The organism is Vibrio sp. PID23_8 (assembly GCF_003584965.1).
In the GTDB taxonomy this organism is placed as follows: domain Bacteria; phylum Pseudomonadota; class Gammaproteobacteria; order Enterobacterales; family Vibrionaceae; genus Vibrio.
In genome coordinates, this window is the sequence record NZ_LIXE01000008.1 from 106,000 (window position 1) to 127,854 (window position 21,855).

Sequence of the window (21,855 nt, forward strand, 5' to 3'; positions counted from 1 at the left end):
AATAAATCGCTTTGCTGGTATTGCTAGTCTTTATTAATCAGTTAGATGACGGTGCTAATTTTATAACATGACTAAGCTCGCAGTACCCAAGAAGGCAAAGAAGCCAACCACATCAGTGACGGTCGTTAAAATGACCGAACCTGCTAACGCGGGGTCAAGCTTCAACTTATCTAAAGCTATTGGTATAAGTACGCCAAACAACGCTGCCGTGATGATATTAACGATGATGGCCAGTGCAATGGTTGCACCTAATACGGTAGATTGAAACCAAAGCCCTGCTAAACCACCAATGATTAGTGCCCACAATAGTCCGTTTAAAGAGCCGATGCCCAGTTCATTTTTCAATAAAGCAAAACGGTTACCAGGTGTGATCTGATTGAGCGCCATCGCACGAATCATCAGAGTCAGTGTTTGGCTACCTGCAATACCACCCATCGATGCGACAATCGGCATCAAAACGGCTAACGCGACTACTTGAGCAATGACATCTTCAAACAGACCAATGGTTACCGAAGCGAAAATAGCGGTGATGAGGTTGATCCCAAGCCAAACCCCACGTTTTTGAGAGCTTTTCATGACAGGGGCGAATAAGTCATCACCTTCATCCATACCTGTACCCGCCATCAAACGAGCTTCGTAAATCTCTCGCTGAGTACTGAGTGCAAATTGCCAATCCGCTTCGCCAATTAAGGTTTGGTCTGCATCGGTGACGGGAAGTGCTGAGAGCGCACTGTGCTCTAATGCTTCTACGGCTTCTGGTAATTTCATTTTACTGTCGAGCACAGTGACGGTTTCAATCGCGAGCGTATTTAGTCGAATGTCGCTTTCACCTCGCAGTAACTCGTGATAGTTCACGACACCACGAAACTGTTTGCAGCGGTTAATTAAATACACATGTTGTGGTGCGTCATAGCTGTAGCGAGCCATCAGCATACGTGCTTTTTCTACCGTAATGTTGAATGGAAGTGTAATGATCTTACGCTCAGCCCAGCGGCCGAGTTCATCTTCTTCGTATTCATTCGCCTGATCGTATAGCTCGAGCTCGTCTTTCTCGATGAGAGACAATGCTTCATTGATGATCTCTTCAGGGAGTGAGTCAGCCCATTCGATCAGTGAGAGATTATCTAGTTTTGCAAGGGTGAGTTTTAGTTCGACCTCAGATAAAGCATTAATGATAGAAAAACGCACATCGGCACGCATTTCGGTCAACACATCGATGTGAAACTCTAACGGCAGTGCTCGCCACAAACGGACACGATCATCAATGGGAAAAGCTTCCAGAATCAATGCGACGGAGCCTGGTTCTAAGCCGTATTCGATGGAATCATTCAGTGCGGTGATTTGATCCGCTTCGTCCGCTTTGACAATCTGTTCTATTAAAGTTGAGAGGTCTTGAAACTTGCTCACTGAGAACCCCGACAGTAGGTTGATAAACTGCTGTCAAAGTTACGCGAAAGTAGCAGAAAAACAACACCCTAAAGGGTGAGTTAACTGAGATATGGCAGAACCAGATGGTGAACGTTCACTTTTGCACCAACACGAGCGGCAAGGAAGTACATTCCGCCGATTTTTCGATGCAGGAAAAGGGCATCGGCTGGTGGTGTGTGCCAGTAATCTTGTTCCATGCTTAAAATGGTGCCTGCTTCGCGGAGCTTTTGTGCCAATCCACTGGCTTTGAAATCATAAGGTTCATCAACCAACATTGGTTCGCACGCCATTTTGACCAGATCGAGAATGGCTTTACGCTGAGCAGGCAAGATGGATTGGCTGAAGAATCCTATTTGCTCCAGTGCATCATTCAAGCCTTGTTCGTCATTGTTCACGACCGACGCGAAGGCTTGGAGATAGCCGGTACTAAAACGTTCGCTGTACTCACGAGTCGCGCCGAAATCCAGCAAGCCGATTTGGTGGGTACTCTCAATATACAAATAGTTGGCAAAATTGGGGTCGGTTTGTACCATCTTGAATTCGAACAACTCTCGGAACAGCAATTCGAGCAGACTGTGTATGACAAAATCTCGCGTATTTTGGTCATAATGTTCGATTTGCTCAATCGGACAGCCATCAATGAACTCCATGCTGAGCACGGAGTCGGAACAGCTTTTAGTGTGTATTTTCGGCACCACAAAATGAGGGGCCTTTTTCAAAGCCTCATGATAGCGAATGGCAAACTGTGCTTCGCGGTCGTAATCGGCTTCATCATGCAGTTGTTTTTTCGCTTCCTCGAGCAATCCTTTGTAATCGACAGACTCTGGAATCAATCCAACCACTTTAAGCAGTGTCCCCACATTGTTTACGTCACTATCGATGCTTTTTCTTATTCCAGGATATTGCACTTTGACTGCTAGGTTGTCACCTGCATCGCTGTAAGCTTGGTGTACTTGTCCGATCGAGGCGCTGGCAATGGGTTTGAAGTTAAAAGAGAGAAAATCGTCTTTCCAATTGACCCCCAACGAGCTTTCCATCACACCGTTCAGTTGTTTGGCTGGCATTGGGTCGGCATTAGAGCGAAGTCGAGAAAGGATGTCCGCTAATTCAGGCTCCAAGACATCACCGGCATCCATTGAGAGCATTTGACCAAGCTTCATGGCTGCACCGCGCAGGTGAGCGAGTTGGTCTGTTAAGCGTGCGATGTTCTGTGGTGTCAGCAAAAGATCTTTCGCTTTGGGTCTGTTGCCCTTTGCGATTTGCTTGGTGCCTTCTGCAATCACGTTGCCAGCAACACGGGTCGCAAGCGAGGCGAATTTGCCAAATCTTGATATTCGATGGGTAGGTAGGCTTCTTTCCTTTGGCGACATGAGTCTGCTCCAATATTTACTAACTATTTGTTATACGGGGACAGTACGTGCTTGGATACAAATGACAAGAAAACCGCCAGCGAAACTGGCGGTTTGGGCGTTTAGATAGAGTAGAAGAAGTATAACTGAGACTTCATTCGGATGATAATGCCCCGAATTGCATCTAGGAAGGCAAGGAAACCAATTGGCTTTTCACCGCTTACCCACGCAAGACCAACAGAACCAACTGGAATGTCATAGCCTTCAGGTTCATCAATTTTTAGGCGAACAAAGTGATGTTTATTCTGTAAGTTTTTACCCGTTGTTGCTCTTACCGAATCGTCTAAGCCTAACAGGTTGCCTTGTGATTCACCGGTTGCTTCAACGATACCCTCAACCGTTGCGGCGAAGATCTTACCAGGATATATCGATGAGGCGAACTCAGCCGGTTGACCCGGTTTGATATTGCGAATGGCTTGGTGGTTCACGCGCATCAGTACGTACTTTTCGTTGGTGTACATATTGATACGAGGCGCGACTGAGACACGCTGGCCTTCTCGTAAAATAAAGTTGGTGACAAACCCATCGGCAGGGGCGTGCACTTTTGTGCTGTTGAGATCCCACTGCGCTTTGGCGATTTGCTCTTGTGCTTGGCGAAGTTCTGCACGTTTGGTTTCGACCGCAAGTTCGGCTTTATCAATAGCAAGTTTTGCCCGTGAGATATCCACTTGCTTCTTCTTGATTTGTGACTCAAGTGTCAACACATTGTGGCGCGCCATGTCCACTGCGCTCGATTGTTTGTCGATGTCACTTTCCGTAATGGTGTTTTGCACCACGCGGTTTTGTTCAACGTAACGGTCTAACATCTTCTTTTGCAATTTGAAATCAACTTGCGCTGCAGCTAACTGGCTTTTTGATGTTTCAAGGTCTTGCACCAACGCTTCGTGATTCGCTTCTTCAATCGAAATATCGCCTTGTGCCGTTTCAAGCGCGACTTCTGCCACATCGGCAGAGACTTTCGCTTGATTAAATGCGATTTCATATTGCGTAGGGTCGAGTTCGTAGATGAGCTGACCTTGCGCAACTTGTTGGTTAGGCTTGATATAAATGTGGTCGACTTTGCCTCTGACGTTGGTTGAATCGGGGCGAAGTTGAATATGAGGAGACTGCACCACAGAACCACCAGAGAGATCCATTGGCGTAAAGTTGATCAACCCTACCCACACAAACATCAACCAACCGACCCCACCAAGGTAAGCAAATGACTTCGTTGCTTTGTTCCAAGGCATGCCAACAAGGCGAAGCAAGTAGATAAACAGTGCCCAAACCGCTAAACCTTCTAACATTATGCCTCCTCTTGTGGCTGTGTTTCTGATTGCGGTTTACTTCTCCATGTATCACGCAGATTGAGAATGGCTTTTTCCATATCAACGAAGGCAAAGATCACCGCGAGCACCCAAACCCAGTGCCAGACGAACCCTATCCAAGTGAGGGCGGTGATGAGCCCTATCTGATGGTGATCTTTACTGTGTGCTTTATTGATTGGTAATTCATGGATTTTCCAAAAGCCGTAACACGCACCAGCAACACTGGCGATTAATACGACGGCTGCAACAACATGCAAAGCGGTGTCTGCGCCTGTTCCGACAAATGGGACACTGAGTAAACTCATAAACTGCTCCTCTAAGATATATGGGGCGTATTGTGTTTACTTATTGAAAAGGATGATTGTTTGTGACAAATTCAATCAATTGTCGACTATATTTGATGTGATTAGTAGTGGAAACGGTTCGGTTTATTCGCGCAATGGGCATCCTAAATATTCATAACCTCGCGTTATTTAAGTATAAATTGCAGTCAGAAGACCTTGGGATCCCGGCTTCTGTTTTTCATAACCCAATGACTTTGGTTCCGATCCCTGCTGTCAATGAGTGGTATCGAAACCTAGAATCACGGAGTGGTGACGCTGATGTGATATTAAATTTAAGTCGGGAGGTCGATCTTCAAACACTCGGGCCTATAGGGCGCTGGCTGTTTTCGGGGAACGATTTATCCAGCACGATTCGCCGCGTGAATTATGGGGTGAGTAATTTGCAATCCGGTGCGTTTTTTGCCGGGGCGCAATCTGGGAATATCGTTAAATGGACTTATCACAATCCTTTTGTCGATGCATCGGGCAAAGTGCATGATAGCATCCGCTGCGCCACTTTTATGATAAAGGTATTGCGGGCGTTTCTCGGCCAAGATTATGCACCATTGCGAGTGATGATTTCGGGCTCAAGAAAGAACCACGCACTATACAAAGCGTACTTTGGGTGTGAGGTGATGTGGAGTCAACCTAGAACGGAGATCTGGATTCATAGTGACGATCGTCTTGCTTCAAAGCAGGTGACGCATCGTCAAGAGAGCCGCCTTGCGATGAGTTTTTCCGATTTAGATGATCTGCTCAACATGCCGGACCCAGAGGATGAGCTTAAAATCATTTATGAAGTGGTGAATTATAGCCGCCATTACGGGTTACCCACATTAGAGCAAGTATCGATGCTATTTGGGCTTTCAGAGCAGCAGTTTCAGCGTCGATTGCACAAGCTTGGGCTAAATTTTTCGACCGTTTCAGGGTATGTATTAAGCAACGTCGCAGCAGAGCAATTAAGAAAGGGCAACAGTGTGCCAGCTATCTCTCAAATGCTTGGATACAGCAATGTGGCCAGTTTCAATCGAATGTTTAAAAAGCACCGCGGCGTGACGCCAAAAGAGTATTCACTGCGTTTTGAATGTTGAGCTAATAGAACGAAGTAGCAGGGGCATCGGCTCCTATTTTTGCCAGCGATTCGGGTAGGCACTACGGTAGTCAGGCTCTTCAATCCCTTCATAAAGATCCTCACAAGCTTGAAGCGGCCCTACCACTGTTCGATAAGGCAAAACACCTGCCCAAACGGGAATATCCATATCTTGAGCCTCATCACTCACGCCAAAGTGACTGATTTTCACAGAGGCTTCGGTCAGTGGGATGCGAAGTAGCATGGTCGCTTTGAGCTCTTTCTCATTACTCAAGCGAATTTCCTGCGTTCTGCCTAGTGCAATTCGCTCAATAAAGTGATGTTTAACGGCTTGCGGTTAGGCTATCTCGTTGTGCCGGAGTCTTTAGTCGAAGATAGACTTGTGGTTAAGGATGCGCTATGTGGTGATTCGCCAACGCATACTCAAGAAGCGTTAGCGGAATTCATCACGGAAGGAGGCTTGCTTCGTCATATTCGTAAGATGCGCCGCTTATACAAAACAAAGCATGAGCAGATGAGCTTGGCTATCGAGAAATATTTGCCAGCCAGAGTGAGTGTCATTAGCCAAGCTGCTGGGCTTCACATCACACTAAAATGGCAACAGGGAATCGATGAACATGAATGGACAAAGCGGGCCGAAGCTCTAGGTATCGTGCTCCGCCCAATGAGTTATTATGAGCATCCTGATTTTCAGACGCGTGATTTGCATGGAGCCGTGTTGGGTTATGGCAATGTCGCGTTGGACCAGATTGATGCACTGATCCAGCAGGTGTCTCAGTTATTTGAAGAATCTGTTTTCTGAGAGGGCGTTTCATATTGTTGAGCCGATGCTTCGCAGGTACTTGATATCACGAAAACCAAATGCGAAATCTTCTGATCGAGCTCTGTTTCAGTTGGCATAGGTTGCATATTGAATACGAGTGGCCATAAGAACAGCCCGTTAAAAATGCTCGTATAGGTGTCGGAAAGTAAATCAATATTGATGTTTCGAATTGCACCGGCTTGCTGCGCCAGCTCAAACCACGTTGTTAGTGCTTTAGAGTGATAAAGCTTAGAAATGATCTGTTGAGCCATTTCTGGTTCGCGCAAAAACTCGATCACAACCACACGGGTAAAAGGAATACCATAATTTTTGTAAAGTATCTCGACTTCTTTATGGGTAATGGTCGTTAGCTGTTCTTGGATGCTTTTATCACCATCAAATGGGTAATCGTGTGTCTCACCGATAGAAGATTTAATCACGCTAAGTACCGATTCAAAAAGCACTTCTTTGCTTTCAAAGTGACGATATAAAGTGCGCTTAGAGACCTCGGCCAATGCACACACACGATCCATGTTTGCTCCAGTAAAGCCGTGCTGAATGAACTCTTCCTTCGCGGCGGTGATGATCGCTAGGCGTTTTTTTTCTACGCGTGTCATGGAGTTCTCCTTTCTTAGACGTTCACAATCTAGCAAACAAAAACAAGTTGGTAAACTTTTGAGTTTACCGTTAGCGTAATTACCTTTAAAATAAACTCCAAAGTTTACTTTTGCTTTTGTACGTAATTATTACTTAACAGTGCACCGATCAAATAGTCGGTCACGTTTTTGGAGTGAAGCAAATATGGTCGTAGTTGAAGTTGGCCACAAGATACTTAAATTGAGTGCAATTTCTGCGCTGCTCGTGTCATCTCTTAGCCTTAGCGGCTGTGGCAGTGAGGCCACACAGTCTTTGGTCGCCCCGATGATTAAGCCGGCACTTACCGAAGTTGTACAAAACCAACACTCTGCAGATTTAAGCTTTAACGGCATTGTACGTGCGGCTGAGCGTGCAGATCTCGCTTTCCAAATCGGTGGTCGATTGACCAATATCGAGGTGAAGGAAGGCGATGAGGTGAAAAAAGGCCAGTTACTCGCTTCTTTAGATGCGAGAGATGCGAAAAACGCGTTGGTGTCAGCCCAACTTGAACTTGAAAATACCACGCTGGAATATGAGCGTGCTCAAGTGGTATTTAAAAAGAGCCAAGCCATTTCAAGAGCCGATCTTGATGCGATCACCACACGCTACAATTTGGCGCGCAACCGAGTGGATGATGCGAAGCGTCAGCTTGAGTACACGCAGATCTATGCCCCTTTTGATGGCATTGTGGGACGCAAACTGGTCGATAATCATGTTCAAGTGCAAGCGAACGCGCCAATACTGACTATTCATGATCTCAACGATTTGGAAGTCGTGATCCACATTCCTCATAAAGTGATGCTAACGGGTAACGACAGCACACGTGCAATGGCAGAGATCTCTTCCATTCCTGGACAAACATTCCCAGTCACGCTCCGTACCTTTGCAACCGTACCAGACTCGGTTTCGCAAACGTATCCAGTCGTTCTTGGCTTTGAACAACTCAATGGGTTCCATGTATTGCCGGGCATGGCAGTAAAAGTGATCCCTGTGAGCAACAAGAACGAGGCTCAGAAGCAGCAAATCACGCTTCCACTGACCGCGATTGTGCCAGATAACCAAGGCAAACAATTTGTGTGGGTGGTGAATAGTGAGAACAAAGCGCAAAAACGTTACGTCCAGATCGGTGCACTTAACAAGGATCGCATCATAGTGACAGACCACCTGTTAAAAGGTGAAAGAGTGATCATTGCAGGCGTTTCTAGTGTGAGAGAGGGCATGGAAATACGCCCTTACACTGATGACCGCACTGGAGCGTAATGATGGACATTGCACGTTATACCATAGCCAAGCGCACCAGTGTGTGGGTGCTGATCGCCCTGACGCTGATTGGTGGCTATATTAGCTACCTCAAACTCGGGCGCTTTGAAGACCCGGAATTTGTCATTCGTCAGGCGGTGATTGTGACGCCTTATTCTGGTGCCACTGCGCAGGAAGTGTCAGACGAGGTGACCGATGTGATCGAAGGGGCGGTTCAGTCTTTGCAGGAAGTCAAAGAAGTGAAATCCGTCTCGATGCAAGGTATGTCGGAAGTGACGGTTGAGATCAAGTTGGAGTTCGCCGGCAGTGCGGCAGAACTGCAACAGGTGTGGGATAAGCTCCGCCGTAAAGTGACCGATGCTCAGCGTCAGTTACCACCGGGGGCTGGCCCGTCTATCGTCAATGATGACTTTGCCGATGTTTATGCGCTGTTCTTTGCCGTAACGGGTGAAGGTTACAGCGACAAACAGCTGCAAGACTATGTGGATTCACTACGCCGTGAAATCGTCTTGGTGCCTGGCGTTGCCAAAACCGCGACGTTGGCAGAGCAGCAAGAGACCATCTTTGTTGAAATTTCCAGCGAGCGTCTGGCTGAGTTTGGTATGTCTGCGGAAAAAGTGTTCCAGGTACTGCAAAAGCAAAACTTAGTCACTGTGGCTGGCAGCATCGAAACGGATGCCATGCGAATTCCGGTTATTCCGAGCTCGAACATTGATTCTGTTGCCGACCTAAAAAATCTGCAAGTCGGCGTGGGCAGCAATCATACCGTGCTTCGCTTAGGTGACATCGCTGACATCACTCGCGGCTACAAAACGCCAGCCACAATGCTGATGCGCTACAATGGCGAGCGTGCGATTGGTTTTGGTATCTCCAACGTATCTGGTGGTAATGTTGTTGATATGGGTGATGCGGTAAAAGTACGTTTGGCTGAATTAGAAAACCAGCGTCCACTTGGTATGGAACTGAACATCATCTCCATGCAGTCGGATTCCGTGCGCGCTTCCGTGGCCAATTTTATCGATAACCTTATTGCTGCTGTAGCGATTGTTTTCGTAGTACTACTGCTGTTTATGGGGGTACGTTCCGGCGTGATCATCGGCTTTGTGTTGTTGTTAACGGTGGCTGGCACACTGTGCATCATGCTGATTGAAGACATTGCTATGCAGCGTATCTCTTTGGGGGCACTGATCATTGCGCTTGGCATGCTGGTGGATAATGCGATTGTTGTGACGGACGGCATATTGGTCCGACTTCAACAAGATCCGAACGCAGACCGCAAAGAAGTGGTTTCTGATGTGGTGAACGCCACTAAATGGCCATTGCTCGGCGGTACAGTGGTCGGTATCTGTGCGTTTAGTGCCATTGGTCTTTCTCCCTCTGATATGGGCGAATACGCGGGCTCACTGTTTTGGGTGATTCTCTATTCAATGTTCCTGAGCTGGGTGTTTGCAGTAACGGTAACCCCAATGCTGTGCCACGATTTTCTGAAGGTGAAGGCGGTTAACGCCGATCAGAAGCCAGGTCGTATGATCAGTGGTTACAAAGCGCTGTTAACCTGGGTTCTGAAATATCGAATCATCAGCTGCGCATTATTGCTGGGCATGATGGCTGCTGCTATCTGGGGCGTGAAGTTTGTTCCGCCGGGCTTTATGCCAGAGTCTCAACGACCACAATTTGTGGTGGATGTGTACTTACCACAAGGTTCAGACATTAAACGTACTGAAGCATTGATCGCCAACATTGAGCAAGATGTGAAAGCGAAAGAGGGCGTTACCAGTATCACCAGTTTTATTGGTGGTGGCGGGTTGCGTTTTATGCTGACGTATGCGCCAGAAGCCCGTAACCCGAGCTATGGTCAGCTGCTGATTGATATTGACGATTATACCAAAATTGCACCGCTGCTAGGGGAACTGCAAGGTGAGTTGGAAGCAAAATATCCGGATGCGTCGATTAAAGTGTGGAAATTCATGCTAGGTCGCGGCGGCGGTAAAAAGATTGAAGCCGGTTTCAAAGGCCCAGACAGTGCTGTGTTGCGCCAACTTGCTGAGCAAGCGAAAGCCATCATGCTGGCAGATAGTAATTTAATTGCTGTTCAGGATGACTGGCGTCAGCAGGTGCCTGTGCTTCGCCCGGTTTATTCGGCAGAAGAAGCGCAGCGCTATGGCCTGACAACGCAGGAAATCAACCAATCGATTGCACAAACCCTAACGGGGCGCAATGTTGGTGTGTATCGCGAAGGTGATGATCTGATCCCGATCGTGGTGCGCGCGCCAGAAAGCGAACGTAATCACCAGCGCGCGATTGAAAATACCGAAGTGTTCAGCCCGACGGCAGGTGCTTTTATTCCAGTGAGTCAGGTGGTGGACTCTGTTGATGTGGTGTATCAGGATGCGATCTTGCGCCGTATTGACCGCATGCCAACTATCTTGGTTCAGGCCGATCCTGCGCCGGGTGTGCTGACTGCGGATGCATTTAATCAAGTTCGTAGCCAGATCGAAGCGATTGAACTGCCAGCCGGATATGAGCTGAAGTGGTACGGCGAGTATAAAGCGTCAAAAGATGCTAATGAAGGTCTGGTGATTTCTGCGCCGTATGGTTTTGCTGCAATGATTCTCTCGGTGATCTTTATGTTCAACGCACTCCGCCAGCCATTGGTGATTTGGCTGACCGCACCATTAGCCATTGTCGGGGTGACCGTCGGCTTGGTGATTTTCCAGACGCCGTTTGAATTTATGGCCATCCTCGGTTTCTTAAGCCTGATTGGTATGATGGTGAAAAACGCAATTGTATTGGTGGACCAAGCGGATGTGGAAATTCGCGAAGGCAAAACGCCTTATAGCGCCATTATCGATGCTGCCTTGAGCCGTGCCCGTCCCGTACTATTGGGTGCGTTTACGACGATATTGGGCGTAGCTCCGCTTCTAATTGACCCGTTCTTTAAGAGTATGGCAGTGACCATCATGTTTGGTCTGCTCTTCGCTACCATTCTGACACTGGTCGTTATCCCGTTGTTTTATGCGATGTTCTTCCGCGTGAAGGTAGAAACAGTATAATCAACACCCTTAATCTAAAAAGGAGCCTTGTGGCTCCTTTTGGGTTCAATCCCCCCAAAGCCAACTTAGCAACCCCCCAATTACAGCACCAATAGCAGCACCAACAGCGCCACCGATAACACCCCCAATCACGCCACCCCACATTAGCCCCTCTAGAACACCATTGACAACGCCACAAGTCATCTGTCCAGCACTGTTTACCGCACAAACCGTGGTACCGGTTCTATAACTAACTCCCGTGTCTGAATCTTGATTACCAATGACATCTATATAGGTTGGGATATCTGAAAGAGGCATCTTCCTAAGCGTATCTCTTGAAATGCCCATTTGCTTCGCGAGACTTCGAAGAGCCAAAGCAGAGTCAAATTTTCCTCCAGCTTTGTTAATAGAATCAATATATTCACCAAAGACCATTGTTGAGTCGATACGAGGGTGTTTGATATCTTTCGAAGTGGCATCAAAAATGATCTTAGCAAGCTCTATGACGCTTAATTTAAGAAGTTCCTCTTTATCTATACTTGCTACATTTTCAATCGTCGCCATCACCTTTTCAGTCGACTCATCTGCAAGCTCACTAACCACATCAACAAAATGGCTTGCCTCTCGTGAATGAAATTCTGAACCAAATGATAGAGGCGTAGTAATAAAAGGTGTGTCAAAATCACAGTAAATTGGCCAAAATGGACCAGTGCCCCATGGAAACATTAAATAACCATCAACACATTCTGTTGGGGGCATTCCAGGCCAAAATAGTCGCCTTACAAAGCCGTTATATCCACCAATTCTAGTGCCGTATTTCTCTCCACTTTCGAGTTGTTTTTTGTTCATAGCTCATTCCTTATATAGGCTCGAAGCTAAAGAGGCCGCCGCCCACACAATGTAGATACTACTGCTTATTGACTCTTAGATTTGAGCTTTTGAGGCTAATTGACATCACTAAGTTTAGTCTATCTATTCCATTGGTGCAGATAGGCAGCAAAGTGTGGTAAAGCTTCGGCATGCAAGGCTTTGACTGAGAAAGGCGAGAATATGGCTTAACCCAAGAGATAGACTCAGTTTTGATACCACATTTTGAACACTTGATACGCCGAGTCTGAACGAGTAGCTCAACGGGTATATCTAGTATCATCGCATCTTTGAGCGTTCGCCATTGGGTATCATGAATAGACTCAGAAGCTTGGCCACAAGAACAGGATGGAACTGAGTCTGGAACTAAAGTGATAGAGATCAATGAGTCAGTTTTATTAGACTTTACGAGCTGAAAGCCTTCCCTGAATGACGATAGGAAAGTACTATTTGGAATGAAAACGGTCGTTTTTATTTTCAGTTCCCGCTAACCTGCGATGAACCAAACAAAAGCCTCATGCTAGCGAGGCTTTTTTCATCTTGTAACATAGGCGATCCACAATTTATTCGACGATCAGATTTGCTGCGTTAAAGAATGAAGTATGAATCACTATTTGACCTAACAAACGTTGGTATGTGGAGGTGTCGATCTCCTGCCGTTGTTTGAATGGCGTCTAACTTGGTCTGGTCACTCAATGAGTCTGCTTTGACTCTTTTTTATCCATTGCTTCCAAGGCAGAGAAAGCACCGCAAAAATAGTAATGGCGTACAACATTGACCAGCCCAAGCAGATAAATACAGCGGTACATAAGAGTAGTGAAATTCCGGCTAGAATCTTGCCTGCTCCTTGCAGCAATCTGTAGGCTGAAAGCATGGCCAGTAGGTAAACCAAAACAAAGATTCCGTTAGCAAGTTTCAGGAAGAACTCCAAATCTAATCCTGAGAGCGAGCCCAATACGCAAGAAACAAGCAAAATTACACCAACCAGAAGCGTCGCATTAGCGGGCACGCCACGAACCGATACGCGAGCAATGGTACTTGTTGGCTTGTACTCCCTTGCCTGTGCCCACACCATGCGAGCTAGGCTTTGGGTGTAGAGGTTGATGCTAGCAAAACATGCTGAGAAACCGATTAGGCTAATTAGCCATTTAGCATGGTCGCCAAAAAGATGCGCACTTAACCAAGGGATAGAAGCGCTGTCGAACTCGGTACTGCCATACGCGCCAAACTTTAGGATCACTACTGAGCATGCCCAGTAGGTTGTGCCAGCGATAAAGCAGCCGACGATAATGGCAATAGGGAAGTCTCGTTGTGGGTTCTTAAATTCCTCTCCCATATGTGCAAAAGCTTCAATGCCAACAAAGCACCAGAACATGACCCCGAGAGCTGCAGCAATCGACCAAGTAGAATCCATGGTGATTGCTGGCATCGTAAGATCGGCATAGCCAACATCGCCTGTCCACAAAAATGCGCTAACCAAAGCAAAAATGCTTAATGCAATAACGGTTTGCAGACGTCCTGATGACTTAGTACCAAGTAAACTAACGAAAACTAAGAGAGCGACCGTGAGAATTTGAGCGAAAAGGTGATTGCTGATTGCCTCTGGTAACAATTGTAGCAAAAAGCCTGCAGCGAGGGCGACCGCAGCAGGAACTCCGACAGGAATCACGCTGACAAACAGCCACGCCACACTACTTTCTAATTTACTGTTGAAGGCTTTACGCACGAAAAAGGCAGTGCCGCCGGCGTTTGGATAGCGTTTTCCAAGTTGTGCAAAGGTGAGGGCGATGGGGCAAATCGCGACGAACAATACAATCCAAGCCCACAGAGAAAAGTGCCCCGCAATGCCAGCAGCAATTGCCGGAATCATAAATAGCCCCGTACCCATTAACGTGGTGGAGAGTTGACCAATCCCTGATATCAGCGTGATGTCTTTTTTAAGTTGTTCCATAACGATCTCTGAATGTCAATGCGCTGCGAGTCACAAGCATAGCCAAATTCTGTACAACAAATTGGTGTTGTCGACCGTCAAAATGACGGTTGTTTTGATGAACGCCTGCAAAATGTCGGTTTTCAATAAGTTGTAATTGAGTAGAATGGAAAAATTAAGGAAAGCTTGGTGAGTTTATGGACAAATTTGATCATCAAATCATAGATCTATTACGTCAAAATGCCCGTGTCTCAATTACGGAGATCGCGGAGCACGTCAGTTTGTCACGCTCAGCGGTGACGGCTCGAATCAAAAAGCTAGAAACTGACCAAGTCATACTCGGTTATCATGCAGATATTGCTACCTCTGAAGAGCCTACTATCTGCGCGTATTTTGCTTTAAAGTTTGATACTTCTGCTTCAAGCCATAATTGCGATGCGTACGCCAATGAACTGTACAAAATCGACGGTGTGAAGTGGTGCCATGCCATTAGCGGTGAAACCGATATGATGCTGTTTGTTGAAGTGCCTAATATTGCCCGTCTTAATGAGATTCGAGATCATATTCAACGCTACCCTGAGCTTCGTAATGTGATGACGCATACTGTCCTAACGGAGTTCTTCAATACGACAGGGAATCAGTTCGTAAAATGACCGAGAAAACGATAGTTTTAAACTTCTGGAAGACAATGGAAAGTAACGACTTCACCGCAGCAGCAGAGTGCCTTTCACCAGACTGTGAGGTGCTTTGGCCACTGACCACAGAAGTGATTCGAGGCCGAGCCAACTTTGCTGCCCTTAACTCGGCTTACCCAGCAAAGGGGGTATGGACATTCGACATCGAACGCATTGTTGCAGATGGTGAGCAAGTGGTAACGGATGTGGTCGTCAGTGATGGGGCACGAAAAGACCGAGTCATTACTTTTCACACCGTGCGGGATGGTTTAATTTGCAAGCAAGTTGAATACTGGCCAGAAGAATACGCAGCGGCCAACTGGCGTGCAAAATGGGTCGAGCGTCATTAACCTGAACTCAGGTTAATAGGGTGTATTGACCATTTGAGCTGATATTTTCATCCCATCGTTGGGCATAAAACATTGCCCTTACGTTCTCTTTAATTTCAATTTTTCACCTCTATTGATAGATGAAGGTCAAAGAGGAGAGGTATTTATGACACTGACAGTTTGGTTATCACTTTTTACCGTTTGTTTATTGGGGGCGATGTCACCGGGCCCGAGCTTGGCGATTGTCGCTAAACATTCCTTAGCTGGTGGACGCATTAATGGTTTGGCAACCGCTTGGGCGCATGCATTTGGTATTGGTATTTATGCGTTCGTTACTCTGATTGGCTTGGCGGTTGTTTTGCAACAAAGTCCGTTGCTATTTAAGACTATTAGTCTCGCAGGCGCGGCTTATCTCGCTTACTTGGGGTTTAATGCGCTGCGTTCAAAAGGCGGGGTTGCGGCAAAGTTGGAATCGGGTGAGCAAACGACCGTCATTCAATCGGCACGTGAAGGTTTTTTAATTTCCATGCTGAGTCCGAAAATTGCACTGTTCTTTATCGCACTGTTTAGCCAATTTGTTGCTCTAGGTAACGAGCTAAGTAATCAAATGGTCATCGTAGTGACTCCATTTATTGTGGATGGGTTGTGGTACACCTTTATTACGCTTGTTTTATCTAATTCACGAGTGGTTGATCGTATTCGTTCTAAAGCGGTGCTGATTGATCGACTCTCAGGCATCGTTCTTATGTTGCTTGCTATCCGTGTAGTAGTGACGATTTAGCGATGTAATTAAAGATAAACCCAATAATCAAAGGCGATCGAAATGGTCGCCTTTGTTGTGTTTGTGATAAAAAAACACCCTATCCAGAATGTTGAGATAGGGTGTCAGCAAGGAATTTTGCTCAGGAACATAGGGAGTGGTTAGCAATCAGCGACGAACTTCTTCAAACTCGCCTTCAATTGCATCGGTTTTGCCCGTATTGAAATGGTACTCTTCATGCATTTCTTGTTGCATTTGTTTCACACGTTTTTCAATACGTTTGCCAGTAATCAGTGCAGCTATGGTCAATGGAATCGCCATGATTAGGCTAAAAACTAAAGTAACAAAGCCGGTAATCAGTGCTAATGCTGTAACGATAATTCGATTCATATTCATGACCTCTCTTTCAATCTATGCGTTCAGATTAGCGCCCTGAACATGAATGAAATATGAACATACCATTCAATTTCACATCGATTTGTCTGAGGAATGTCAAATTGGTCTAAAAACGAAAAAACGCCTGATGGTCACCAGGCGTATAAACGGGGGAAATATTATTAGTAATGCGCGGGGCGCTTATATTAAAACAAATGCTGGGGTATTGCTCGTTACGCAGTGTGGTTAACATTGTGGAGCAAAGTTCACCTATTGAGGGTATGTTTGGTAACGAACACCCATCATTTGTTCCATACAGTGTACAACTTGACAGCTGTAACCAAATTCATTGTCGTACCAGATGTACAGTACGCAGCGCTTGTCTTGTGCAATCGTTGCTTGGCCGTCAACAACGCCCGCATGGCGAGAGCCGACTAAGTCACTAGATACAATCTCCGTTGAATCTGTGTAATCAATCTGCGCAGAAAGCGCTGAATTTAAGGCCATTTCACGCAAGTATTCATTCAATGAGTCACGGTCCACATCTTCGCCTAGGTTTAGGTTTGCGACTGCCATCGATACATTCGGTGTCGGTACACGGATCGCGTTACCCGTTAGCTTACCCGCAAGTTCTGGCAACGCTTTCGCTACCGCTTTTGCGGCGCCAGTTGAGGTAAGAACCATGTTTAAAGAAGCGCCACGGCCACGACGATCGCCCGAGTGGAAATTATCAATCAGGTTTTGGTCATTGGTGTATGAGTGCACCGTTTCAATATGGCCAGATAGGACGCCATATTTGTCATTCAGCGCTTTAAGTACAGGTGTAATGGCGTTGGTTGTACAACTTGCGGCTGAAATGAAGGTGTCGTCTTCTTGAATGACAGATTCGTTTACACCAAATACAACGTTCTTAATGTCGCCTTTACCCGGAGCAGTCAGCAGTACTTTTTCTGCGCCTTTACATGCTACGTGCTGGCTTAGACCTTCAGCATCACGCCATACGCCGGTGTTATCGACAACCAGTGCATTGTTGATACCGTAAACCGAATAGTCGACGTCGCTTGGGCTATTAGCGTAAATGATTTGGATGTAGTTACCATTAACGATCAACGCCTTACGTTCTTCATCAATTAAGATACTGCCGTTGAATTGGCCATGAACGGAATCACGACGCAATAAGCTTGCACGTTTTTCCAGATCACCTTTTTTACCGCCGCGTACCACGATGGCACGTAGTCGAAGCGGGTAGCCAGGGCCACTTTTTTCGATGAGAAGGCGAGTTAACAGTCGACCAATGCGACCAAAACCATAGAGAACGACATCACGCGATTTTAATGGGGCGTCTGCACTATGTGCACCATGAAGAGCGGTATGTAAAAAGTCATCCAGTGCAGATGTATCTTCGTGTGCTTTCCAGTACATCTCGGCAAGCTGGCCAATATCAACACGGCAAGAAGCAATACTCATGTCATTAAGGCTTTGGATGATCGGCATCGTATGTTCAAGAGACAGAGGGTTGCCAGTATAGCGCCTTGCAATACGGTGAGCTTTGAGAATGTCGATAGTCGATGCATTGATAAGTGTCTTACCAAATAGAACCACTTCGATTCCATTTTGACGATATAACTTACCAATTAGAGGGGAGACAGATTCAGCTATTGTTTGGCTCGTTTGCCAGTCTTGGAGATATTTCTCTGGACTCATTGTTGTTTTGGACCTTTCACGTTTTTGGGCTGACCGTACTCATTCGTTTGTGTTGGCAAATACCACGAGCGAGCAAACGGTTTGTGTAATTGTTTTGTAGTAATTATGTGTGCGGATTGTACGTGGCCGTTGGTTATTCTGCTAGGAAAAATAAATCCAGTTTTTCATGTTGGCTAGGGTGCTTTTTACGGCTGATTAATGCGACCAAAGGGGCAGCTTTGACGTGTTGACTTTTGAAAAATAGTGGGCTTTTTTTGTGAAGATAAAGGATGAGTTCAAATTTAACTGTTTATTAAAGTGATAATTACTTAGGTTTCGTGATGTGCGTCGCGTATATGTGGGGATTGTGATGGGGTGGGCATTGTGAAGTGCAACTTTTAATCATTCAGCGTAGATATGACTATTCAATGTTAATTACGACTCATTTTTGTTTTCAAAAATATGTAAGCAATCACAGTTTAAAACGCGAGTAGGCACGCAATGAGCATGGGCTTTACCTAGTCAATTGTCACGCTGTTTGAGGCTCTCCCAAAAAATAGGCGGGAATAGAGAGGCTCGATGAGTTATTTGAGTTGTTTAATGAACTAAAGCTTGTTTAAATCGCGAAAGGAAAGCTGCCCCCCTAGTATAAGAACGGTAATGAAAAGGAAGTAATATGTTCAAACTTGCTGTGATCGGGACCAACTGGATCTCTCAACAATTTGTTCAAGCGGCGATTCAAACCAAAGAATTCTGTCTACATGCCGTGTACTCGCGCGACGTTGATAAAGCCCGTTCGTTTGGTTCACCCTATGGCGCTGAAGCTTACTATGACAGCCTCGACGCTCTCGGAGAGGATGCGGATATTGATGCGGTGTATATCGCCAGTCCAAATTCGCTGCATGCACCACAAGCGATACAAATGCTTAATGCTGGCAAGCATGTACTATGTGAAAAGCCAATGGCGTCAAATTACGCTTTAGCCAAGGCTATGTTCCAATGTGCGGAAGAACACCAAGTGGTGTTGTTTGAGGCATTTATGTCGCCGTATACGCCAAACTTCCAAGTGTTGAAAGAGAGCTTGCCAACTATCGCTCCGCTGCGGCATGCGACAATCAGCTATTGCCAATATTCATCGAGATATCAAAAATACCTCAATGGTGAAAATCCCAATACATTTAATCCAGAGTTTTCTAACGGTTCCATCATGGATATTGGTTATTACTGTGTAGGCTCGGCGATTGAATTGTTTGGGGAACCCAAAAGCATCCAAGCCAGTGCCCATGTACTGCCTTCGGGGGTAGATGGCTGCGGTAGTGTGACATTGGCGTATGATGGTTTTAACGTCAATCTGCTCCACTCTAAAGTGAGTGACTCTTTGATCCCAAGCGAATTTCAAGGAGAGCAAGGTAGTGTGCTGGTGGATATGATTGCTACGGGACGCGGTGTGGAGCGCATCTTGAGAGGGCAAGGTAAAGAAGTGCTCACGCTGCCTCAAACCGAAAATCATATGTTCTATGAAGCACAAGCATTTGCTCAGCAACTTAAACTTGGGTTGATTGATGAAAAAATGAAGCAACGTTCGTTGACGGTTGCCAAAGTGCTGACGGAAGTAAGAAGGCAAACCGGCGTCGCTTTCCCGGCAGATCAACTGACTGTATTTAATTAAAAAAACCTCAATCGTGAGGGCGTTATTTTGCTCGTTAAGCAGCGGCTTGCAGCTTTGATAGGTTGTGTATTGTTTTGCGGTAAGTTAGGTAAGCCGCAATGCCCGCGAAAATGTTACCAATACAAGCGCCAATCAATAGCCCCTGGATTCCGCCCAGTTGTGCGCCAACCCACAAGCAAGGTAGGAAGAATAAAAACAGGCGTAGTGCAGAGATGGTTAGTGCGGTGTAGGATTTTCCTAGCGCGTTACAGATAGACACCATCAGAATACATACCCCAAGCGAACCCAAACTGATAGGAACGATCACGAGGTGCATGTTCAAGACTTCCTCCACTTGAACATCACTGGTCATCAATAGCGCGAGTGGTTTAGCAACAATAAAAGTCACAATGGCAATCAACAGTTGGAAGCCGAGTATGAATTTAACCGCGATAGAGACTAAAGAACGAATATCCGTGTAGTTCTTTGCGCCCAGTAAGCGACCCACCATGGGGGGCATTGACATAGTTAAAGCTAACACTGAAACAATGGCAAAAAATTCATAACGAGAGCCTAGCGCCCAAGATGCCACCGCCGCCGTACCAAATCCGGCTAATAGTTTCGTTGCTAGCATCGATGAAAGAGGTGGCAGTAGCTGGCTAATCATTGCAGGTCCCATGATGTTACCGATAGCGGTGACACTTTTCATCACGTTTAGATCTTGCCATTGGAACGTTGCCCAGTGATTTTTCTGTACACGCGGCGAAACGACAACAATACCAACGCCGAATGCGATAATGGTGGCAATGGCCGCGCCATTAATCCCTAAATCAAAGGTGAAAATGAACAAAGGATCGAGAACAAGGTTCAAACCACTGGTCACCATCATCATAGAGCCTGGCAGCATCGTATTACCATTTGCACGGCAAATGCTGTAGTAGAAATACAGCACTGCGCCTGTCCAAGAGCTTAATAACCACCAAGGCCAATAGCTGTCGATGATTGGCATGATCGTTTCTGGTGCACTTAAGAGGGAAAGGATAGGGTAACGCAGAAACCAAATGATGAAGCCCAATACAGCCACACCAATCGAGCCAATCATAAGCACTAAGCCACCAAGCTGTTTTGCGTAGTGGACATCGTTAACTCCTATCGCTTTTGCTATCACAGCCGTGGTCGCGATGCCTAAACCTACTTGAATACCAATGACCACCATTTGCAATGGTAAAGTAAAGCCCTGAGCGGCAAGCGGAAGAACCCCGAGTTGACCAATGAAAGCACTGTCAACGAGCTGGAAGCTCATCAAGGAGAGCACACCAAAAAGCATGGGCCATGTCATAGTAAACAGCTGTTTTGCTAACGTCGGCTGAATGTCAGAAGAAATAGAAGACATAGAAAAGTTGAGTGTTTTCAGAGCGGGGTGTGGTTTTATTGTACACACTGTACAACAAAGTGACAAAAAGAAACCCCGAGCAAGATTGACTTGCTTGGGGTTGAATCTTGAAACTAATTAGGCTTATTTTTTACCGCTAGTTTGCTTGTCTTCTTCAGTCAGTTCGCGAATACGGCGGCTGATGTCACGACGAGCTTTAGAGATCTCAGCGCTCTTGATGATGTGGTCATCAACACGGTCTTCGTAATCCGCTTTCATGTTTTTGATGATCGCAAGGATTTCGTCGTGAGTCATTTCTGGTTTGATGTAGTCTAGTAGGTTCTCTAGAAGGTCTACACGTTTGCGGTTGTCACGAACTTTCTTTTCGTTATCAAGCAGCTCACGTTTTAGTTTGTTTTTACGACGAGCTTGGTTCACGATTTCAAATACGCTACTCATGGTTCCCTTTCCTAATTTGTGAATATCTGATTCGATTAAAACACAACATCTAATGGCATAACAGTCTTTAGATCAAACGTGGTGTTGAGTTGAACATTTATCAATCAATTCTGATGTGCTTTTAACACGCACAACTTGAGTGCTTTGGATTATCGTACACGGAGATGCAACGACTCGTTGTCATCGGTTTGTTGACGCTATATTATCTGCTTCATTCAAGACAATATGATGAAGCTCGAAATGAACTCTGGTAATACTGCGGAGCACGTCGAAAACCAAGAAGTAGAGTCAACCGAAGACTCTTTAGCAGCAAAGCTAAAAGCGGCATATGTTACAGCAAGAACGCAACTCGAAATTATAGAGGTTGAGCTGAACCGTTCTAAGATCATGATGATTGATGAGAATGGAAAAATGACCAAAGTGTCCATTCTATCAGAGCATTAGATTGAACCTGATTCGCAAAGGGTATCA

At 46.0% G+C, this 21,855-nt stretch carries 20 protein-coding genes and 2 pseudogenes; 9 read left to right on the forward strand and 13 right to left on the reverse strand.

The features are described 5' to 3' along the window. Positions 1-60: 60 nt before the first annotated feature. The 4 genes from AK966_RS14185 to AK966_RS14200 all read right to left on the reverse strand — a co-directional run bounded on the left by AK966_RS14185 (position 61) and on the right by AK966_RS14200 (position 4,449). Positions 61-1,407: a magnesium transporter gene (locus AK966_RS14185; protein ID WP_119464383.1), complete on the reverse strand. Its 1,347-nt coding sequence runs from the start codon at positions 1,405-1,407 to the stop codon at positions 61-63. Positions 1,408-1,487: 80 nt separating this feature from the next. Then, positions 1,488-2,798: an AarF/ABC1/UbiB kinase family protein gene (locus AK966_RS14190; RefSeq protein WP_099079081.1), complete on the reverse strand. Its 1,311-nt coding sequence runs from the start codon at positions 2,796-2,798 to the stop codon at positions 1,488-1,490. Between the two features lie 101 nt (positions 2,799-2,899). After that, positions 2,900-4,123: an HlyD family secretion protein gene (locus AK966_RS14195; protein ID WP_119464384.1), complete on the reverse strand. Its 1,224-nt coding sequence runs from the start codon at positions 4,121-4,123 to the stop codon at positions 2,900-2,902. Beyond that, positions 4,123-4,449 (reverse strand): MFS transporter, encoded by a 327-nt coding sequence (locus AK966_RS14200; RefSeq protein ID WP_119464385.1) that lies wholly within the window; start codon positions 4,447-4,449, stop codon positions 4,123-4,125. The genes AK966_RS14195 and AK966_RS14200 overlap by 1 nt, the downstream gene beginning before the upstream one ends. Before the next feature lie 107 nt (positions 4,450-4,556). On the opposite strand from AK966_RS14200, the gene AK966_RS14205 reads away from it, so the two are divergent. Further along, positions 4,557-5,558, forward strand: a complete 1,002-nt coding sequence (locus tag AK966_RS14205) for an AraC family transcriptional regulator (RefSeq protein ID WP_119464386.1) — start codon at positions 4,557-4,559, stop codon at positions 5,556-5,558. A gap of 33 nt (positions 5,559-5,591) precedes the next feature. Here AK966_RS14205 and AK966_RS14210 read toward each other — a convergent pair. Then, positions 5,592-5,879 (reverse strand): annotated as a pseudogene (locus AK966_RS14210) (pyridoxamine 5'-phosphate oxidase family protein); the annotation flags it as partial. Here AK966_RS14210 and AK966_RS14215 point away from each other — a divergent pair. Further along, positions 5,862-6,359 (forward strand): annotated as a pseudogene (locus AK966_RS14215) (aminotransferase class I/II-fold pyridoxal phosphate-dependent enzyme); the annotation flags it as partial. The pseudogenes AK966_RS14210 and AK966_RS14215 sit on opposite strands and share 18 nt — an antisense overlap. Here the strand turns inward: AK966_RS14215 and AK966_RS14220 are convergent. Further along, the gene (locus AK966_RS14220; protein ID WP_119464387.1) at positions 6,332-6,976 is read right to left on the reverse strand and encodes a TetR/AcrR family transcriptional regulator; all 645 of its coding nucleotides are present in this window, start codon (positions 6,974-6,976) and stop codon (positions 6,332-6,334) included. The pseudogene AK966_RS14215 and the gene AK966_RS14220 overlap by 28 nt on opposite strands. A gap of 184 nt (positions 6,977-7,160) precedes the next feature. Between AK966_RS14220 and AK966_RS14225 the strand changes: the two genes are divergently transcribed. Together AK966_RS14225 and AK966_RS14230 are read left to right on the forward strand one after the other, a co-directional pair. Further along, positions 7,161-8,255 (forward strand): efflux RND transporter periplasmic adaptor subunit, encoded by a 1,095-nt coding sequence (locus tag AK966_RS14225; protein WP_119464388.1) that lies wholly within the window; start codon positions 7,161-7,163, stop codon positions 8,253-8,255. A 2-nt stretch (positions 8,256-8,257) separates the two neighbouring features. Then, positions 8,258-11,308, forward strand: a complete 3,051-nt coding sequence (locus AK966_RS14230; RefSeq protein ID WP_099079075.1) for an efflux RND transporter permease subunit — start codon at positions 8,258-8,260, stop codon at positions 11,306-11,308. Positions 11,309-11,353: 45 nt separating this feature from the next. Here the strand turns inward: AK966_RS14230 and AK966_RS14235 are convergent, their stop codons facing one another. From AK966_RS14235 to yjeH, 3 genes are all read right to left on the reverse strand, one after another. Then, entirely contained in the window at positions 11,354-12,136 is a 783-nt protein-coding gene (locus AK966_RS14235) for a hypothetical protein (RefSeq protein ID WP_119464389.1), read from the reverse strand. Positions 12,137-12,194: 58 nt separating this feature from the next. Next, positions 12,195-12,539, reverse strand: a complete 345-nt coding sequence (locus AK966_RS20455; RefSeq protein WP_367379303.1) for a transposase family protein — start codon at positions 12,537-12,539, stop codon at positions 12,195-12,197. Between the two features lie 303 nt (positions 12,540-12,842). Then, positions 12,843-14,105 (reverse strand): L-methionine/branched-chain amino acid transporter, encoded by a 1,263-nt coding sequence (gene yjeH, locus AK966_RS14240; protein ID WP_119464390.1) that lies wholly within the window; start codon positions 14,103-14,105, stop codon positions 12,843-12,845. A gap of 176 nt (positions 14,106-14,281) precedes the next feature. Here yjeH and AK966_RS14245 point away from each other — a divergent pair, with 176 nt between their 5' ends. The 3 genes from AK966_RS14245 (at position 14,282) to AK966_RS14255 (ending at position 15,868) form a co-directional block, all read left to right on the forward strand. Continuing rightward, the gene (locus AK966_RS14245; protein ID WP_119464391.1) at positions 14,282-14,737 is read left to right on the forward strand and encodes an Lrp/AsnC family transcriptional regulator; all 456 of its coding nucleotides are present in this window, start codon (positions 14,282-14,284) and stop codon (positions 14,735-14,737) included. Beyond that, complete coding sequence (locus AK966_RS14250) at positions 14,734-15,108, forward strand: nuclear transport factor 2 family protein (protein ID WP_119464392.1); 375 nt, start codon at positions 14,734-14,736, stop codon at positions 15,106-15,108. Before AK966_RS14245 ends, AK966_RS14250 begins: the two co-directional genes overlap by 4 nt. Before the next feature lie 145 nt (positions 15,109-15,253). Continuing rightward, entirely contained in the window at positions 15,254-15,868 is a 615-nt protein-coding gene (locus AK966_RS14255; protein WP_119464393.1) for a LysE family translocator, read from the forward strand. A gap of 147 nt (positions 15,869-16,015) precedes the next feature. Here AK966_RS14255 and AK966_RS14260 read toward each other — a convergent pair whose 3' ends face one another. Together AK966_RS14260 and AK966_RS14265 are read right to left on the reverse strand one after the other, a co-directional pair. Further along, positions 16,016-16,237, reverse strand: a complete 222-nt coding sequence (locus AK966_RS14260) for a hypothetical protein (protein WP_119464421.1) — start codon at positions 16,235-16,237, stop codon at positions 16,016-16,018. Between the two features lie 255 nt (positions 16,238-16,492). Continuing rightward, the gene (locus AK966_RS14265) at positions 16,493-17,926 is read right to left on the reverse strand and encodes a glyceraldehyde-3-phosphate dehydrogenase (protein ID WP_119464394.1); all 1,434 of its coding nucleotides are present in this window, start codon (positions 17,924-17,926) and stop codon (positions 16,493-16,495) included. Between the two features lie 655 nt (positions 17,927-18,581). Between AK966_RS14265 and AK966_RS14270 the strand changes: the two genes are divergently transcribed. Further along, positions 18,582-19,574, forward strand: coding sequence for a Gfo/Idh/MocA family protein (locus tag AK966_RS14270; protein ID WP_099079068.1), 993 nt, complete (start codon positions 18,582-18,584; stop codon positions 19,572-19,574). A 34-nt stretch (positions 19,575-19,608) separates the two neighbouring features. Here AK966_RS14270 and AK966_RS14275 read toward each other — a convergent pair whose 3' ends face one another. Then, the gene (locus tag AK966_RS14275; RefSeq protein WP_119464395.1) at positions 19,609-20,946 is read right to left on the reverse strand and encodes an MATE family efflux transporter; all 1,338 of its coding nucleotides are present in this window, start codon (positions 20,944-20,946) and stop codon (positions 19,609-19,611) included. 123 nt (positions 20,947-21,069) lie between these two features. After that, positions 21,070-21,384: a DUF496 family protein gene (locus AK966_RS14280; RefSeq protein ID WP_005442423.1), complete on the reverse strand. Its 315-nt coding sequence runs from the start codon at positions 21,382-21,384 to the stop codon at positions 21,070-21,072. A gap of 240 nt (positions 21,385-21,624) precedes the next feature. Between AK966_RS14280 and AK966_RS14285 the strand changes: the two genes are divergently transcribed. Further along, positions 21,625-21,828, forward strand: a complete 204-nt coding sequence (locus AK966_RS14285) for a hypothetical protein (RefSeq protein WP_253252674.1) — start codon at positions 21,625-21,627, stop codon at positions 21,826-21,828. The last annotated feature ends 27 nt before the right edge of the window (positions 21,829-21,855 follow it).

What these genes read in the sequence shown, in the direction of transcription:
- AK966_RS14280 (WP_005442423.1), bottom strand. Translation starts at nt 21,384, where the DNA reads ATGAGTAGCGTATTTGAAATCGTGAACCAAGCTCGTCGTAAAAACAAA.
- AK966_RS14265 (WP_119464394.1), bottom strand. Translation starts at nt 17,926, where the DNA reads ATGAGTCCAGAGAAATATCTCCAAGACTGGCAAACGAGCCAAACAATA.
- AK966_RS14255 (WP_119464393.1), top strand. Translation starts at nt 15,254, where the DNA reads ATGACACTGACAGTTTGGTTATCACTTTTTACCGTTTGTTTATTGGGG.
- AK966_RS14220 (WP_119464387.1), bottom strand. Translation starts at nt 6,976, where the DNA reads ATGACACGCGTAGAAAAAAAACGCCTAGCGATCATCACCGCCGCGAAG.
- AK966_RS14260 (WP_119464421.1), bottom strand. Translation starts at nt 16,237, where the DNA reads ATGAATCGAATTATCGTTACAGCATTAGCACTGATTACCGGCTTTGTT.
- AK966_RS14195 (WP_119464384.1), bottom strand. Translation starts at nt 4,123, where the DNA reads ATGTTAGAAGGTTTAGCGGTTTGGGCACTGTTTATCTACTTGCTTCGC.
- yjeH (WP_119464390.1), bottom strand. Translation starts at nt 14,105, where the DNA reads ATGGAACAACTTAAAAAAGACATCACGCTGATATCAGGGATTGGTCAA.
- AK966_RS14285 (WP_253252674.1), top strand. Translation starts at nt 21,625, where the DNA reads ATGAACTCTGGTAATACTGCGGAGCACGTCGAAAACCAAGAAGTAGAG.
- AK966_RS14230 (WP_099079075.1), top strand. Translation starts at nt 8,258, where the DNA reads ATGGACATTGCACGTTATACCATAGCCAAGCGCACCAGTGTGTGGGTG.
- AK966_RS14190 (WP_099079081.1), bottom strand. Translation starts at nt 2,798, where the DNA reads ATGTCGCCAAAGGAAAGAAGCCTACCTACCCATCGAATATCAAGATTT.
- AK966_RS14235 (WP_119464389.1), bottom strand. Translation starts at nt 12,136, where the DNA reads ATGAACAAAAAACAACTCGAAAGTGGAGAGAAATACGGCACTAGAATT.
- AK966_RS14275 (WP_119464395.1), bottom strand. Translation starts at nt 20,946, where the DNA reads ATGTCTTCTATTTCTTCTGACATTCAGCCGACGTTAGCAAAACAGCTG.
- AK966_RS14225 (WP_119464388.1), top strand. Translation starts at nt 7,161, where the DNA reads ATGGTCGTAGTTGAAGTTGGCCACAAGATACTTAAATTGAGTGCAATT.
- AK966_RS14245 (WP_119464391.1), top strand. Translation starts at nt 14,282, where the DNA reads ATGGACAAATTTGATCATCAAATCATAGATCTATTACGTCAAAATGCC.
- AK966_RS14200 (WP_119464385.1), bottom strand. Translation starts at nt 4,449, where the DNA reads ATGAGTTTACTCAGTGTCCCATTTGTCGGAACAGGCGCAGACACCGCT.
- AK966_RS14250 (WP_119464392.1), top strand. Translation starts at nt 14,734, where the DNA reads ATGACCGAGAAAACGATAGTTTTAAACTTCTGGAAGACAATGGAAAGT.
- AK966_RS14270 (WP_099079068.1), top strand. Translation starts at nt 18,582, where the DNA reads ATGTTCAAACTTGCTGTGATCGGGACCAACTGGATCTCTCAACAATTT.